12 protein-coding genes are annotated in these 13,839 nt (G+C 69.8%); 2 read left to right on the top strand and 10 right to left on the bottom strand.

Annotated features, from left to right (window positions below):
* Nucleotides 1-189: 189 nt before the first annotated feature.
* Nucleotides 190-1,401 carry an MFS transporter gene (locus NRB56_RS31755; RefSeq protein WP_153348042.1) on the bottom strand — a complete coding sequence of 404 codons (1,212 nt, stop codon included), beginning with the start codon at nt 1,399-1,401 and terminating at the stop codon, nt 190-192.
* A gap of 105 nt (nt 1,402-1,506) precedes the next feature.
* On the opposite strand from NRB56_RS31755, the gene NRB56_RS31750 reads away from it, so the two are divergent.
* Nucleotides 1,507-1,848 carry an ArsR/SmtB family transcription factor gene (locus NRB56_RS31750; RefSeq protein WP_153348041.1) on the top strand — a complete coding sequence of 114 codons (342 nt, stop codon included), beginning with the start codon at nt 1,507-1,509 and terminating at the stop codon, nt 1,846-1,848.
* 168 nt (nt 1,849-2,016) lie between these two features.
* Here NRB56_RS31750 and NRB56_RS31745 read toward each other — a convergent pair whose 3' ends face one another.
* From NRB56_RS31745 to NRB56_RS31730, 4 genes are all read right to left on the bottom strand, one after another.
* Nucleotides 2,017-3,330, bottom strand: a complete 1,314-nt coding sequence (locus NRB56_RS31745) for a M16 family metallopeptidase (protein WP_319943859.1) — start codon at nt 3,328-3,330, stop codon at nt 2,017-2,019.
* Between the two features lie 73 nt (nt 3,331-3,403).
* Nucleotides 3,404-5,695 (bottom strand): polyribonucleotide nucleotidyltransferase, encoded by a 2,292-nt coding sequence (locus NRB56_RS31740; RefSeq protein ID WP_153348040.1) that lies wholly within the window; start codon nt 5,693-5,695, stop codon nt 3,404-3,406.
* Nucleotides 5,696-6,092: 397 nt separating this feature from the next.
* The gene (rpsO, locus tag NRB56_RS31735) at nt 6,093-6,362 is read right to left on the bottom strand and encodes a 30S ribosomal protein S15 (protein WP_019929824.1); all 270 of its coding nucleotides are present in this window, start codon (nt 6,360-6,362) and stop codon (nt 6,093-6,095) included.
* A 174-nt stretch (nt 6,363-6,536) separates the two neighbouring features.
* On the bottom strand, nt 6,537-7,511 hold the full coding sequence (locus NRB56_RS31730; RefSeq protein WP_319943826.1) for a bifunctional riboflavin kinase/FAD synthetase: 975 nt from the start codon (nt 7,509-7,511) through the stop codon (nt 6,537-6,539).
* A gap of 110 nt (nt 7,512-7,621) precedes the next feature.
* Here NRB56_RS31730 and NRB56_RS31725 point away from each other — a divergent pair, with 110 nt between their 5' ends.
* On the top strand, nt 7,622-8,323 hold the full coding sequence (locus tag NRB56_RS31725; RefSeq protein ID WP_153348179.1) for a metal-dependent transcriptional regulator: 702 nt from the start codon (nt 7,622-7,624) through the stop codon (nt 8,321-8,323).
* A gap of 210 nt (nt 8,324-8,533) precedes the next feature.
* Here the strand turns inward: NRB56_RS31725 and truB are convergent, their stop codons facing one another.
* The 5 genes from truB to NRB56_RS31700 all read right to left on the bottom strand — a co-directional run bounded on the left by truB (nt 8,534) and on the right by NRB56_RS31700 (nt 13,820).
* Nucleotides 8,534-9,463, bottom strand: coding sequence for a tRNA pseudouridine(55) synthase TruB (gene truB / locus NRB56_RS31720; RefSeq protein WP_153348039.1), 930 nt, complete (start codon nt 9,461-9,463; stop codon nt 8,534-8,536).
* Nucleotides 9,463-10,128, bottom strand: a complete 666-nt coding sequence (npt, locus tag NRB56_RS31715; protein ID WP_153348178.1) for a 4'-phosphopantetheinyl transferase Npt — start codon at nt 10,126-10,128, stop codon at nt 9,463-9,465. Before npt ends, truB begins: the two co-directional genes overlap by 1 nt.
* Nucleotides 10,129-10,309: 181 nt before the next feature.
* Nucleotides 10,310-11,269, bottom strand: a complete 960-nt coding sequence (locus NRB56_RS31710; protein ID WP_319943825.1) for a metallophosphoesterase family protein — start codon at nt 11,267-11,269, stop codon at nt 10,310-10,312.
* A 101-nt stretch (nt 11,270-11,370) separates the two neighbouring features.
* On the bottom strand, nt 11,371-12,726 hold the full coding sequence (locus NRB56_RS31705; protein ID WP_406603552.1) for an MATE family efflux transporter: 1,356 nt from the start codon (nt 12,724-12,726) through the stop codon (nt 11,371-11,373).
* 68 nt (nt 12,727-12,794) lie between these two features.
* Nucleotides 12,795-13,820, bottom strand: coding sequence for a DHH family phosphoesterase (locus NRB56_RS31700; RefSeq protein WP_153348038.1), 1,026 nt, complete (start codon nt 13,818-13,820; stop codon nt 12,795-12,797).
* Between the last annotated feature and the right edge of the window lie 19 nt (nt 13,821-13,839).

Below are 13,839 nucleotides of genomic sequence, written 5' to 3'. Positions count from 1 at the left end.
GCAGCGCGATCGGCGACCGGACGACCACGCCTCGGCGGCCCGGCAGCGCCACCCCGGTGCCCACCAGCGGACTTGTCGCACCGACTCACGCAGTCCGGACACACCGTGGACAGCGACGCGAATCCACCGCCATACCCGTCGGCCGGTGTGCCGCGCCCACGCGCCGCACACCGGCCGATCCGAATGCCGTTATCGGGTCGCGCGCTCGTCCCGGACGCCGATTCCGGCCGCCACCAGGCACGCCGCGGCGACCACCACGACGAACCACGGGAAGATCCGGCTCATCCCCCAGGTGCTCGCCGCCCAGCCGGCCAGCACGGTCGGCAGCGCCATCGCGGTGTAGGCGAGCAGGTAGTAGGCCGACATGGTCTCGCCGCGCTTCTGCGGGGGCACGACGTTCGACAGGTGCCGCAGCGAGCCGCCGAAGCCGAGCCCGAAGGTGCCGCCGAGCAGGACGCCGGCCACCAGCACCGCGACCCAGTTGTGGGTGTCCAGCGCGGGGATGGTCAGAACCAGCGCGATGGCCATGCCGGTATCGCCGATGATGGCGGCGCGGCGGGCGGGCACCCCGGAAGCGACCAGCTGCACCAGCGCTCCGGTCGTCGCGGTCGCCGCGACCACCGCGCCGCCGAACACCAGATTGTGCACACCGGTCTGCTGCGCGGCCAGCGACGGGTACAGCGACAGCAGCACCCCGAGGACCGACCAGGACGCCATCACGCCCAGTGCGGAGAACCAGAAGTCGCTGCGGATCTCCTGCGGCACAGACGGTTTCGATACCCGGATGGGCCCGGCCGCCCGCGTTGTGTGGGTCTCCTCCATCGCCACCACGCCGATGCCGATGAGCAGGACCAGGACCGTGACCGTCACGTACGGGGTGCGCAGCGGATACGGCACGTACTGCGCCAGCAGCGCCGAGCCGAGGATCGCCGTGGCCATGCCCACGTTGAACGCCACCCCGGACAGCTGGCCGGTCCGGGCGCCGTGCCGCGGCCGCAGGTCCAGCAGCGCCGCCGCGCCGGCGACCACCGTGGATCCGACGGCGAAGCCGTGCAGGGCGCGGGCCACCAGCAGCATCGCCACGTTGTCCGCGAACAGGAACACGACCAGGCCGGCGATCATGGTCACGACCGCGGCCAGCAGGACCGGTTTCCGTCCGACCACATCCGAGATGCGCCCGGACACGAGCACCGCCGCCAGCGCGGCGACGGCGTACACCGCGAACACGACGGTCGTGGTCAGCGGGGAGAAATGCCATTGTTTCTGGTAGATGCCGTACAGCGGCGCCGGGACCCCGGATACTCCCAGGGCGACGCCGGTCGCGGCGAGGATCAGCGCGTACGCCCAGCTCTGGGTGCTGCGCTCGGCGGCGGACGCGGGCGCGGTGACGGTTGCCGTCATCTTGATCTCCATCGAGGTGGCCGAGGTGGTTCGATTACCATCGAACCCAACACCACCCATTCTGGTTTGATTCCCATCAAACCGCGGCACATTGTGACGGTGATCATGACGGAGACGAAGCCGACCGTGGAGGCCAACCCGGTCGGGCCGCTGCAGACGGTGCTGTCCGCGTTGCAGGATCCGGTGCGCCTCGAGATGGTCCGCCGGCTCGCCAACGCGGGCACGGCGATGCAGTGCGGCCTGCTCTACGACACGATCAACAAATCGACGGCCACCCACCACCTCAAGACGCTGCGCGAGGCCGGCCTCACCGAGCGCATCACCGAGAACGGCCACACCTACGCCCGGTTGCGCACCGACGAGGTCGACGCCGCGCTGCCCGGCCTGATCGCCGCCGTCGTCAGCGCGGCGAACCTCTCCCACACCGAGGACACGACCGATCGGTAGCCGGCCGGAAGCGACGGCCGACCCGTTCCTCGCCCGGGCCGAGCCGAAAACTCCGGCGCCGCAACCATCCTGTGCGAGAAGCCGGCCGAAGTTCCAGCACCGCAGACGTTCCGGCGCAGGAAGTGTCCCGAGTTCCGGCGCCACGATCGGTGTGCGCCGGAACCGGAATCAATCCGCCAGCCGCCGCACCGCCGCCGGCAGATCCCGGGTACGCCGGTACGGGCCGGCGACGGCGACCCCGGCGGGACGGGCCAGCAGCAGCCGCGCCACCGCCGTCACCTCCTCGGTGGTCACCTGGTCGATGCGCGTCAGCGTCTCCGAGACACTGCGATGGTTACCGTAGGACAGTTCGCTGCGGCCGATCCGGTTCATCCGGGAACCCGAATCCTCCAGTCCCAGTACCAGACCGCCGCGCAGCGACCCCTTCGCCCGCGCGCATTCGGCGTCCGTGATGCCGTCGGCGGCAACCTCTTCCAGCACACCCTGCGCCAAACTCGCCACCTGGCCCAGGTTTTCGGGCTGGCAGCCGATGTACACCGAGAAGGCCCCGGTGTCGGAGAAGGTGTCGAGGCCCGAGTACACCGAGTACGCGAGCCCGCGTTCCTCCCGGATCCGCTGGAACAGCCGCGAACTCAGCCCACCGCCGAGCACCGTGTTGAGCACCGACAGCGGCCAGCGCCGGGCGCCCTCGTGCCGCCCGAAGGCCCGCACACCGAACACCAGATGCGCCTGCTCGCTGTCGCGGTACAGCCGCAGCAACTCCGGCTGGTTGCGCAGCCGGAAGCGGCCCTCGCGCCGCGGCGCGGGCTCCCGCGCCTGGTCCAGGCGACCGGCGAACGCCCGGTACACCAGCTCGACGGTGTGCTCGTGGTCGATGTTGCCGGCCACCGCGACCACCATCCGGTCCGGCGTGTACCGGCGCAGATGGAAGCCGCGCAGTTGTCCCGCGCTCATCGACTCGATCGATTCGATGGTCCCGATCACCGGACGGCCCACCGGATGGTCACCGAACAGCGCGGTCAGGAACGCGTCGCCGACCATGTCCTCCGGGTCGTCGTCGCGCATCGAGATCTCCTCGAGCACGACCTGCCGCTCCACCGCCACATCCTCGGCCCGGCACAGCCCGTTCAGCACCACATCGGAGACCATGTCCACCGCGAGCGGCAGATCCTCGTCCAGAACGTGCGCGTAGTAGCAGGTCTGCTCCTTGGCGGTGAACGCGTTCAGCTCACCGCCGACGGCGTCCATCGCCTGCGCGATGTCCAGCGCCGACCGGGTGGGTGTCGCCTTGAACAGCAGATGCTCGAGGAAGTGCGCGGCCCCGGCCACGGTCGGGCCCTCGTCGCGCGAGCCGACTCCGACCCACACCCCGATGGAGGCCGACCGCACCCCGGGCACATGCTCGGTGACGACCCGCAGACCGCCGGGCAGCACCGTCCGCCGCACACCACCGTCCGCGTCCGCGGTGTCCGTCGCGTCAATTCCGAGCGAAGAACCCCCCTGCCCGGCGTCGAGCAGGGGGGAACTGTACTTCTTCTTCGTCACACCGAAATGTTTACTCGGCACCGGCCTCGGCCGCAGCTGTGTTGTCGGAAGCGGCGGTGTCCGCGGCTTCTTCTTCCTCCACGGGCACCAGCGAGATCTTGCCGCGATTGTCGATGTCGGCGATCTCGACCCGGATCTTGTCGCCGACGTTGACCACGTCCTCGACCTTCGCGACCCGCTTGCCGTTGCCCAGCTTGGAGATGTGCACCAGACCGTCGCGGCCCGGCAGCAGCGAGACGAACGCGCCGAAGGCGGTGGTCTTGACGACCGTGCCCAGGAAACGCTCGCCCACCTTCGGCAGCTGCGGGTTGGCGATGGCGTTGATCGCGTCGATCGCGGCCTGCGCCGACGGGCCGTCGGTCGCGCCGACGAACACGGTGCCGTCGTCCTCGATGGAGATGTTGGCGCCGGTGTCCTCGGTGATCTGGTTGATGACCTTGCCCTTGGGTCCGATCACCTCGCCGATCTTGTCGACCGGGATCTTGATCGCGGTGACGCGCGGGGCGTAGGGGCTCATCTCGTCCGGGGTGGCGATGGCCTCGGCCATCACGTCCAGGATGGTCAGGCGCGCGTCGCGGGCCTGGTTCAGCGCGCCGGCGAGCACCTTGGAGGGGATGCCGTCGAGCTTGGTGTCCAGCTGCAGCGCGGTGACGAACTCCGGCGTACCGGCGACCTTGAAGTCCATGTCGCCGAACGCGTCCTCGGCGCCGAGGATGTCGGTCAGCGCCACGTAGCGGACCTCGTCCTCACCCGACTCGTTCTTCACCGCGTCGGACACCAGGCCCATCGCGATACCGGCGACCGGCGCCTTCAGCGGCACACCCGCGTTCAGCAGCGACAGCGTGGAGGCGCACACCGAACCCATCGACGTGGAGCCGTTGGAGCTCAGTGCCTCCGACACCTGGCGGATCGCGTAGGGGAACTCCTCCTGCGACGGCAGCACCGGCTGCAGGGCCCGCTCGGCGAGCGCACCGTGACCGATCTCACGCCGCTTCGGGGAGCCGACGCGGCCGGTCTCGCCGGTGGAGAACGGCGGGAAGTTGTAGTGGTGCATGTACCGCTTGGAGGTCTCCGGGCCGAGCGAGTCGACCTGCTGCGCCATCTTCACCATGTCGAGGGTGGTGACGCCCAGGATCTGGGTCTCGCCACGCTCGAACAGCGCCGAGCCGTGCGCCCGCGGCACCACGGCCACCTCGGCGGACAGCGCGCGGATGTCGGCGAGGCCGCGGCCGTCGATGCGGAAGCCGTCGGCCAGGATGCGCTGCCGCACCAGCTTCTTGGTGACCGAGCGGAACGCCGCGCCGATCTCCTTCTCCCGGCCCTCGAAATCCGAAGCGAGAGTGGACAACACGTCGAGCTTGATCTCGTCGATCCGCTCCTCGCGCTCCTGCTTGCCCGCGATGGACAGCGCCTGGCCGAGCGGATTCTTGGCGGTGTTCTCGACCACCTGGTAGACGTCCGGGCCGTACGGCGGGAACAGCGGGAACTCCTCGGTCGGCTTGGAGGCCAGCGCCGCGAGGTCCTGCTGCGCCCGGCACAGCCGCGCGATGAACGGCTTGGCGGCCTCCAGGCCCTCGGCGACCACGGTCTCCGTCGGCGCGGGCGCGCCGCCGTCGATCAGGGCGAGGACGTTGTCGGTGGCCTCGGCCTCGACCATCATGATGGCCACATCGCCGGACTCCACCACGCGACCGGCGACGACCATGTCGAACACGGCCCCCTCCAGCTGCTCGGTGGTCGGGAAGGCGACCCACTGGGCGTCGGCGCCCTCGCCGCCGATCAGCGCCACCCGCACGCCGCCGACCGGTCCGGAGAACGGCAGGCCCGCGATCTGGGTGGACGCCGAGGCCGCGTTGATGGCGACCACGTCGTACAGGTCCTTCGGATCGAGGCTCATCACCGTCACGACGACCTGGATCTCGTTGCGCAGGCCGTCGACGAACGACGGGCGCAGCGGGCGGTCGATCAGGCGGCAGGTCAGGATCGCGTCGGTGGACGGGCGGCCCTCGCGACGGAAGAACGAGCCGGGGATGCGACCCGCGGCGTACATCCGCTCCTCGACATCGACGGTCAGCGGGAAGAAGTCGAACTGGTCCTTCGGCGACTTGCCCGCGGTGGTGGCCGACAGCAGCATGGTCTCGTCGTCCAGGTAGGCGACGACGGAGCCGGCGGCCTGCTTGGCCAGCCGACCGGTCTCGAAGCGCACGGTGCGGGTACCGAAGGAGCCGTTGTCGATCAGGGCGACCGACTCGAACACGCCGGGCTCGACCTCGATCGCGGAACTGGTCACGGTTTCTGTCATTTTTCTTTTCTCAACCTCTCGTCTGCACCGGATCCAGCGCTGTTCGAGAGCGCGATCCGGTGTTCGTCGGCCGTACCCGGTACGGACGCGCGGCGGCGAAAATCAACCTCTTGTGTGCCACGCGCGTACACCCGGCCACCTCCCCTTGGAGACGGCACGCGGAGGCGGTCATCGATCGAAGCCCTCCGGTGGAACCACCCTGCCGAAAAGCCACTACCGAAGACCGACGCCACGCGAGCGGGTGCGTACGGCCGTATCTGTCGTCCTCGTCACATGCGGGCGGGCGCCCACACACGACCGGCCGACGAGGAGATTGTATGCCTCCTCGCCGGCTGCCTTGCGAACTGTCCGGTACAGATCGTGTCGCTCGCGCGAATTCCCGTCGGGATCCGCGAACTCAGCGACGGAGCCCGAGCCGCTCGATCAGCGAACGGTAGCGCTCGATGTCCTTCTCCTGCAGGTACTTCGAGAGCCGCTTGCGACGACCGATCAGCGCCATCAGACCATGGCGGGTGTGGTGGTCGTGCTTGTGCTTCTTGAGGTGCTCGGTGATGTCGGCGATCCGCTTGGACAGCATCGCGATCTGGGCCTCCGGCGAACCGGTGTCCTTCTCGTGCACACCGTACTCGGTGAGGATCGCCTTCTTCTGCTCGGTGGTCAACGCCACGGATGATCTCCTGTGTTCCAGTCCGCGCTCGAGGTTCCGGGACGGATCCCGGCCGGGTGCCACCGCGGACCGCAGCAAACCCGACGTGCCACCTTACCGGACCGCGTTCCCGCGGCCGAATTCCGCCCTTCCGGGCCGGGCGGCTCTCGGCTTCATCGAAAGCCGAGCGATGACTCAGTCGTTGCTCGCGCGGTGGGCGGCGAGGACCTCACGGGTGCGGACCACGTCGCGGTCGATCTCCTGGACCAGGGCCTCGATGGACTCGAACTTGTCCATCGTGCGCAGGTGCTCCACGAAATCCACCGCCACGTGCTGGCCGTACAGGTCCAGATCGGCGTCCAGTACGTACGCCTCGACCGTGCGGGTGCGGCCGGAGAAGGTGGGGTTGGTGCCCACCGACACCGCCGCCATCCGGCGCTCTCCGGACAGCATGATGCCGCCGCGAGCGGGGGTGAGCACGGTGAACCAGGCCGCGTACACGCCGTCGGCGGGGATCGCGGCGTGGTTCGGCGGGGCCACGTTCGCCGTCGGGAAGCCCAGTTGACGGCCGCGGCCGTCGCCGTGCACCACGACTCCCTCGACCCGATGCGGGCGGCCGAGCGCCTCCGCGGCCGCGCCCATGTCACCGGCGTCGACGCAGGCGCGGATGTAGGTGGAGGAGAAGGTGACGGCATGCTCGCCGATCAGCCGCACCCCGTCCACCTCGAAACCGAACTTGGTGCCGAGGTCGCGCATGGTCTCGATGGTGCCGGCCGCGCGGCGGCCGAAGGTGAAGTTGTCCCCCACCACCACCTCGAGTACGTGCAGCTTCTCGACCAGCAGGTCGTGCGCGTATTCGGCGGGGGTGAGCTTCATGAACTCCTGGGTGAACGGCATCACGACGAAGACGTCGACGCCGAGTTCCTCCACGAGTTCGGCGCGGCGGGTCAGCGTGGTGAGCTGAGCGGGATGCGATCCCGGCCGGATCACCTCCATGGGGTGCGGATCGAAGGTCATGAGCGCCGCGGGCACGCCGCGCACGGCGGCGGATTTCACAGCGCGACTGATCAATTGGGCGTGACCGCGGTGCACGCCGTCGAAAACTCCGATCGTGAGCACACACCGGCCCCAATCGGCCGGCACGTCGTCGAGGCTTCGCCATCTCTGCACATACGGCAGCCTACGCAACCGTTCTCGCACGCGCCGAAGTGGGAAACGGACGCAGGTGTGCCTAAGGTTGGATTGTGCCCGGAAAACGAGACATCGCCACGCGCCGCGAACTGGTCGATAGCTCGCTGCACCCTCGATCCGCGGCCGCCCTCGCACCGGAACTCTCCTCGGTCGCACAGGACTATCTGAAGGTGATCTGGAGCGTCCAGGAGTGGTCGCAGGAGAAGGTGTCCACCAAACTGCTGGCCGAACGGATCGGCGTCTCCGCGTCCACGGTGTCCGAGGCGGTGCGCAAACTCGCCGATCAGGGCCTGGTCGAACACGCTCGCTACGGCGCGATCACGCTCACCGAGAACGGGCGCCGCGCCGCCATCGCCATGGTCCGCCGGCACCGGCTGATCGAGACCTTCCTCATGAACGAACTGGGCTACAGCTGGGACGAGGTGCACGACGAGGCCGAGGTGCTGGAGCACGCGGTGTCGGAGACCCTGGTCGACCGCATCGCCGCGAAACTCGGCCACCCCGAGCGCGACCCGCACGGCGACCCGATCCCCTCGGTCGACGGCGCGATCCCCACGCCCCCGGCCCGGCAGCTCAGCCGCTTCCAGGCAGGTGAGACCGGCCGCGTGGCCCGCATCTCCGACTCCGACCCGGCCATGCTGCGCTATTTCGACACCGTCGGCATCGCCCTCGACACTCCCATCACCGTGGTGGAGCGCCGCGATTTCGCCGGCACCATCGCGATCCGCATCGAGGACCGGCCGCTGGACCTCGGCAGTCCCGCCGCGGAAGCCATCTGGCTCACGCACTGAATCCACTTCGCGCCGAAGGCGATTCGGCCTAGGTTGCGATCGCAGAGCAGTGGCGATGTGGCTCGTTCCGCCACGCTCATCCGGCTGACGCTTGCCGGGCCGGCCGCTCGACGGACCTGCCGCGACTTCGAGGCCGGCTCCGTTGCCACCGAACCAGCCCGCACCCGACGACATTCGGGCCGATGTCGACAACCGACCTGCGCGGGCAGCTCAATCGAGCAGCCCGCGAGGCCGGACGACCAGGACCGGCGCCGCGCGCTTGCCCTTCTCTTCGAGCAGGGCGATGGCCCGGCCATCGGCGGTGAGCGCGGCGTACACCCCGGCGATTCCGGTGGGATCGAGCCAGCGGCCATCGCGCAGGGAATGCGCCTCGGTGTCGGTGATCGTGCGGTGTGGGAAGGCCAGGCGCGCGGCGGCGTCGATGTCGAGATTGAGAGTCGGATCGTCGGACAGCTGCGTCAGGGTGCGGGCGTGGTCCAGGGTGAACGGGCCGACGCGGGTGCGGCGCAGCGCGGTGAGATGCCCTCCGACACCGAGCTTTTCGCCGAGATCACGAGCCAGTGCCCGGATGTAGGTGCCCGACGAGCAGTCCACCGCGACATCCAGGTCGACGAATCGCGTTGTGCCGGTGTCGATGTCGCGGCGCGCCAGAATGTCGAAGCGGGACACGGTGACCGGGCGGGCCGCCAGCCGTACCTCCTCGCCGGCGCGGGCGCGGGCGTAGGCGCGCTCGCCGTCGACCTTGATCGCACTGACCGTGGCGGGAACCTGGAGAATGTCGCCGGTCAATTCGGCTGCGCCGGAAGCGATCTCGGCGTCGGTGACGTGCGCGGCGGAGGTGGTGGACAGCACCTCGCCCTCGGCGTCGTCGGTGACGGTGGAACTGCCGAGCCGGATCGTCGCGGTGTACGTCTTGGTGGTAAGGGTGAGCAGGCCCAGCATCTTGGTGGCACGCTCGACCCCGAGCACCAGCACACCGGTCGCCATCGGGTCGAGGGTGCCGGCGTGACCGATCTTGCGGGTACGCAACACCTTCCGGGCCCGGGACACGACATCGTGGCTGGTCATACCGCCGTCCTTGTCGACGATCAGCAGCCCGCCCAGCGCGTCGACCAGCGGCGTGCGGGTCGCCTCGGCCATCAGCCGACCTCGATCGCGGTCAGGATCAGCCCCTCGGTGATCGCCCAGCGGCCGTCGAACGAGGTCAGCGGCACGCCGCCGTCAACGACCTGACCGGGAATCAGCAAGTCGCTGTGGAAGGTGCCGGTGCTGCCCGCGGCGTCGATCGTGAAGGTGATGTGCGCGTCCTCGAAACCCAGCCAGCGCAACGTCAGCGGGAACCACGCCTTGTACGTGGCCTCCTTGGCGCAGAACAACAATCGGTCCAGATGCAGACCGGTGTCCGCGATCGCGCCACGCAGCCAGTCGCGTTCGGCCGGCAGGCTCACCGAATCCAGGACCCCGTCGGGCAGGGTGTCGTGCGGTTCGGCATCGATGCCGATCGAGCGCCACCGCAGCCGATGCGCGAGCGCGGCGGCCCGATAACCGTCGCAGTGGGTGAGGCTGCCGACGATGCCCTGCGGAAACATCGGCATCCCGCGCTCCCCCTTGCCGATCGCCACCTGCGGCTCACCCAGCTGCGCGAGCGCCTGCCGGGCGCAGTGCCGGGCACCGATGAAGTCGCGGCGGCGCTTCTCCACCGCCTTCGCGATCAGGTGCTCCTCCGCCGGAAACGGCCGGAGACCCTCCGGATAGTCCAGCAGCTCGGCGGATGCCACTCCGGACGGCAGGATCTGCCCGATCAACCGCGCCGACCCCACCGTGCTCGCCCGCTCCTCGATGACCGCCTCCTGATTCGAACCGTCCGTACCGATCGAAAGCCTACGATCCGCCGCTCGCCCGTGCGCACACGACTCGATTCCGCCCACGGCGGCGCTGTGCCGATCAGCCGCCGCCTGGGCCGGCTCGGCCCGCGGCGGCGCTGCGTCAATTCAGCCCGCGGCGGCGCTGTGCCATCTCGCGCATCTTCACCGCGGCCTCCCGCATCTCCGGGGTCAGCTGGAAATGACCGCCCCACTCGTTGAGATCGCCCGGGCCGTACTCCGGGGTGGGCAGGATCTGCCGCAACAACTTGTCCGGCAGGCCGCGACGCTGCCACTCCCGCGGGTAGCCGAGCGACACCTCCTCGAACCGCACCCCGTCGTACCAGGTGGTCCGCGGAATGTGCAGATGCCCGTACACCGCGCAGGTCACGTTGTAGCGGGTGTGCCAGTCGGCGGTCCGATCGGTGCCGCACCACAGCGCGAACTCCGGATAGAACAGGGTCCGGGTGGGCTCCCGCACCAGCGGGAAATGGTTGATCAGCACCAGCGGGGTGTCCGGCGCGACCGCGTCCAGCCGCCGCTGGGTGTACTGCACCCGGGCATGGCACCAGGCGTCGCGGGTCAGGTACGGCTGCGGCGACAGCAGGAACTCGTCGGTGGCGACCACATTGCGTTCGCGGGCCAGCGCCAGCGCCTCGGCGTTGGTCGTGGTGCCCTCGGGCCGCCACGAATAGTCGTAGAGCACGAACAGCGGGGCCAGCGTGACCGGCCGGCCGAATTCCTCGGCGCCGCCGCCGATCCACTCGGGGAACGGATCCTCCGGGGTGAGCACGTCCAGGTCCCGGCACATCGATACCAGATAGTCGTAGCGGGGCGCGCCGTGCATCTGGACCGGATCCTTCGCGGTGGTCCACAACTCGTGGTTGCCGGGCACCCAGATCACCTTCGCGAACCGGCCGCGCAGGGTCTGCAACGCCCACCGGATGTCGTCGGTCTTCTCCCCGACATCGCCCGCGACGATCAGCCAATCCTCCGGTGATTCCGCCCGGATCCCCTCGACGACCGGCTTGTTGCCCTGGTGACCGACATGGATATCGCTCACCGCCCACAACTTCGGACTCACCCGGTCCCACCTCTCTGCTCGCTGCCACGGCCTGCGTTCGGCAACCGCGACGCCGGTCTCAAGATTCCCACGCCGCCCGGATACCCGGCCAATCGCCCGGCTCACACCGGACGCGGCACCTCCGCACCGAGGTGGGTCCAGCGGCCCGACACCGCCCGGACCACGACCGCGAGCAGCCGCAGCACGATGAACGCCGACAGCCCGGACCAGATCCCGGCGATCCCCCACCGGCAGGCCAGCGCCAGCCAGATCACCGGCAGGAAGCCGACCAATGCGGCGGCCATGGTGGTGTTGCGCAGATAGGCGGCGTCACCCGCGCCCAGCAGCACCCCGTCGAGCGCGAACACCACCCCGGCCGCCGGGATCAGGGCGACGAAGAACCACCAGATCACGTGCACCCGATCCAGGACCGCGGCATCGGCGGTGAACAGCTGCGGGATCACCGCCCAGCCGGCCAGGAACACCACCGCCAGCATCACCGCGAACACCGTCGACCACGCCGTGATCCGGCGGGCCAGCCCGCGGGCGCCGGGGGCGTCCCCGGCCCCCAGCGCCGCACCGACCAGGGTCTGGGCCGCGATGGCCAGCGAATCCAGCACCATCGCCAGCAGATTCCACAGTTGCAGCACCAGCTGGTGTGCCGCCACCGAGGCCGCGCCGAATCGCGACGCCACCGCACCGGCCGAGACGAAACAGGCCTGGAACGCCAGGCTGCGCACCAGCAGATCCCGTCCCAGCACCACCTGCGCCCGCATGATCCGCGGCTGCGGCGCCAGCGGCACCCGTTCCCGCACCAGCGCGATCAGGAACAGTCCGGCCGCCACCACCTGCCCGGCCAGATTCGCCACCGCCGACCCGGTGAGGCCCATGCGCGGCGCCCCGGCCAGTCCGTGCACCAGCATCGGGCACAGCACCCCCGACACGACCAGTCCCGCCACCACGAACGCCAGCGGCCGGCGGGTCTGCTGCACCCCGCGCAACCACCCGTTGCCGGCCATGGTCAGCAGGATCAACGGCACCCCGAACAAGGCGATCCGCAACCAGCGCGACGCCTCGTCCGCGATATCCGCGCCACCCGCGATCAACCGGGTCAAAGGTCTCGAAAACGCTTCCAGCACAACGACTATCAGAAACCCGATGGCGACAGCCGCCCAGCTCGCCTGCACCCCCTCCTCGAGCGCCCCGCGCCGATCCCCCGCCCCGAACCGCCGCGCCGACCGCGCGGTGGTCCCGTAGGTCAGGAACGTCAGCTGCGACCCGACCTGACCGAGCACCAATCCCCCGACCGCCAGACCGGCCAGCGCCAGCGCACCGAGCCGCCCCACGACGGCCATGTCCCACAGCAGATAAATCGGCTCCGCGACGAGCACCCCGAGGGTCGGCACGGCGATCCCGAGAATGCGCCGCGGTCCGACGACGGACGCTCCCGCCTCGACATCGTATTCAGAGTCGACCACGCCACACTTCCCGCTTCACGCCCGAAACCACCGCCGACGTCAGCGTACGAAACCACTCGGACATCGCGTTACGACGCGGCGACCGGATCGAGCGCGCGGACCAGTGCGGCGACCAGGTCATCCGGGGTACCGGTGGTGGTGTAACCGGAGGCGTAGCGGTGGCCGCCGCCGCCGAGCAGACCCGCCACCCGGGCGACGTCCACGCCGTCGCCGGTCCCGATACCGGTGTCGCGGGAGCGCAGCGACACCGTCCAGGTGTTCGAGGAGCTACGGGTCTGTTTGAACACCGCGGCCACCCCGGCCTCGGCCGTGGTGCGGATGATGTCGATGACGCTCTCCACCTCTTCCGAGCGGAGACCGCCGACGTCCTCGCGCCGCACGAACACGTACACCAGGCCGGCGCCGCCGATCTCCGGCAGCAGCCGGGCGGAACCGAGCACCCGCGACAGCATCGGCAGCCAGCCGAACGGATGCGTATCCATCAGGAAGCGGGTGATCCCGCCGCCGTCGATACCGGTCGCGAGCAACCGCTCGGCGAGGGCGTGCGAACCGGAACCACCCCAGCGGAAGGATCCGGTATCGGTGACCAGCCCGGCGTAGAGACAGTGCGCGACATCGCGATCGATCGGCTCGCCCCAGGCGTCGAGGATGCGCGCCACCAGCGTGGTCGTGGACGCGGCGTTCTCATCGATGACGTTGACCGTGCCGAATCGGGTGTTCGACCGGTGATGGTCGAGGACCAGCACGGTTCCGGCGCCCGCCAGCCGATCGGCCAGCGCACCCAGCCGTCCCCGGCTACCGCAGTCGACGGTGACCAGCAGATCCACCTCGGCCGGCACCTCCCCGGCCGGAACCACGTGTTCCACACCGGGCAGCGAGCGCATCGAGGCGGGCAGTTCGGCCGGTTCGGCGAACGACACCCGCACGGGCACCCCGCGGCGATGCAGCACCTGGGCCAGGGCCAGACCGCTGCCGAGGGTGTCCGCATCCGGCTGGACGTGACACAACACGGTCACCGACCGCGCGGCCGCCAACGTCGAGACGGCGACGGACACGTCCACGGCCGGTACCTCGGCCGGAATTTCCGCCGTCATCGCTCGCCCGTCAGCCGCC

Source organism: Nocardia aurantia (genome assembly GCF_009604425.1).
Lineage (GTDB): Bacteria > Actinomycetota > Actinomycetes > Mycobacteriales > Mycobacteriaceae > Nocardia > Nocardia aurantia.
This window is presented reverse-complemented; position numbering and strand designations above follow the sequence as displayed.